This is a genomic window from Streptomyces noursei (assembly GCF_001646665.1).
GTDB lineage: Bacteria > Actinomycetota > Actinomycetes > Streptomycetales > Streptomycetaceae > Streptomyces > Streptomyces lavendulocolor.
In genome coordinates, this window is the sequence record NZ_LWBU01000307.1 from 47,149 (window position 1) to 48,422 (window position 1,274).

General features: G+C 73.1%; 3 protein-coding genes. 1 reads left to right on the forward strand and 2 read right to left on the reverse strand.

What is annotated here, in order from left to right; all coding sequences use genetic code 11:
- The coding region (locus tag A4V12_RS23000) for an IMPACT family protein (protein ID WP_199831357.1) at positions 1 to 332 on the reverse strand (332 nt) is incomplete at its 3' end.
- A 94-nt stretch (positions 333 to 426) separates the two neighbouring features.
- Here A4V12_RS23000 and A4V12_RS23005 point away from each other — a divergent pair.
- Complete coding sequence (locus tag A4V12_RS23005; protein ID WP_064071317.1) at positions 427 to 840, forward strand: CoA-binding protein; 414 nt, start codon at positions 427 to 429, stop codon at positions 838 to 840.
- Here A4V12_RS23005 and A4V12_RS23010 read toward each other — a convergent pair.
- The coding region (locus A4V12_RS23010) for a YbaK/EbsC family protein (protein WP_234372301.1) at positions 827 to 1,274 on the reverse strand (448 nt) is incomplete at its 5' end. The genes A4V12_RS23005 and A4V12_RS23010 overlap by 14 nt on opposite strands.

A 1,274-nucleotide genomic window follows, 5' to 3' on the forward strand; every position in this document is an offset into this window, starting at 1 on the left:
CCGCCCGCCCCGAGCTTCACGCCCCCGTAGTAGCGGGTGACGACGGCGGCGACGTACCGCGTCTCGCGGCGCAGCAGCATCTGGAGCATGGGGGCGCCGGCCGTGCCGCCCGGTTCCCCGTCGTCGCTCGCCCGCTGTACGGCGGCGTCGGCGCCGATGACGTACGCGAAGCAGTTGTGGGTGGCGGTCGGGTGCTCCCGGCGGACGCGTGCGACGAAGTCCTGCGCCTCCTGTTCGCTCGCGGCGGGCGCGAGGGCGCAGATGAAGCGCGATCGGTTGATCTCGGTCTCGTGCACGCCCTCGCGGGCGACCGTCCGGTACTGCTCCTGCATCCCGCCACCCTATGCGCACGGGCGCGCGGGAATCTCCGGCGGTGTGTGGCCGTTGGCGCAGGCAGACGACGACCTTACGCACCGGAGGCGCAGCGTGACCGACGAGACGGAGACCATCGCGAAGATCCTGACCGAGTCCGGGGACACCTGGGCGGTGGTCGGCCTGTCCGGCAACCGGGCCCGCGCCGCCTATGGGGTGGCCGCCGTGCTGCAGCGCTTCGGCAAGCGGGTGGTGCCCGTGCACCCCAAGGCGGAGACGGTCCACGGGGAGCAGGGGTACGCCTCGCTGGCGGACATCCCGTTCCCGGTGGACGTCGTGGACGTGTTCGTCAACAGCGACCTGGCGGGGGCCGTCGCCGACGAGGCGGTGGCGAAGGGGGCCAAGGCGGTGTGGTTCCAGCTCGGGGTGGTCGACGAGGCGGCGTACGAGCGGACCACGGCGGCGGGGCTCGACATGGTGATGGACCGCTGCCCCGCGATCGAGATCCCGCGGCTCAGCCGGGGCTGACCCCGAGTCCTTCGAGGACGACCGCGCCCGGCAGCTCCGCGAAGGTCTTGCCGGGCACGATCAGCTTGCCCCTGCGCCGGCCGCTGCCGATGAGGACCCACTCGGTGTCGACCACCGCGGCGTCGACGAGGAGGGGCCAGTGGCGGGGCAGCCCGATCGGGGTGATGCCGCCGTACTCCATGCCCGTCTCGCCGGTGGCCGTGTCCATGGGCGCGAACGACGCCTTGCGGGCGCCGAGTTGCTTCCGCACGGCGCCGTTGACGTCGACCCGGGTGCTGGAGAGCACCACGCAGCCGGCGAGTGTGGTGTCGCCGCCCCGCTTGCCCGCCACGACGACGCAGTTGGCGGAGGCGTCCAGCAGGTCCCGCCCGTGGTGCTCGACGAAGACGGCCGTGTCGGCGATGGCCGGGTCGGTGTCGACGTACAGCAGCCGT